The sequence below is a fragment of the Psychrobacter sp. 1Y4 genome, from assembly GCF_051847555.1.
The window spans coordinates 1-532 of record NZ_JBPYDE010001094.1; the positions used below are offsets into that span (position 1 = coordinate 1).

A 532-nucleotide genomic window follows, 5' to 3' on the forward strand; every position below is an offset into this window, starting at 1 on the left:
GGCTTTTAGTTCATCCATGGCTTGCTGTAGATCTTGGGTACGGGCAGCGACTTGTTTTTCTAGATGGACGTTGATTTCGGCAAGCGCGCCTTCGTTTTCGACGACACGATCAATCAGTTGGTTGGTCTGCTCACTGATGATTTGAATTTCGCTCACGCTTGAGCTGGGCAGCTTATGTGCGAGCAATTTTTGATATTGTTTTTGTTCAATCAAAGCACCCATCTCAGCCACCAAAAGCGACATACGTTGTAATGGACGAGTAAAATACTTACGAAACACCCATGCCGTTAATAATAAAATAGGGATAAAACCGAGCAGCATGGCTTGAATCAGCTGGTTCGATAGGGCATTTGCAACGCTCAGTAGGTCACTATTGGGTTTTACAATTACCATTTTCCAATAAGTAAATGGCATGCGAAAGACAAAGGCTGTGGCTGGCTGCTGTAAGACAAAATCATTGGGTACCGCGATCGTATCGACCAGATGACTGTCTACTAAATTGAAAGTTTGATCGATATTTAAGAGTAATAGC

Annotated in this window: 1 pseudogene; it reads right to left on the bottom strand. The window is 43.2% G+C overall.

The annotated features are described in order from the left end of the window. Positions 1-532: pseudogene (locus tag ACS8FC_RS20585) on the bottom strand (ATPase); the annotation flags it as partial.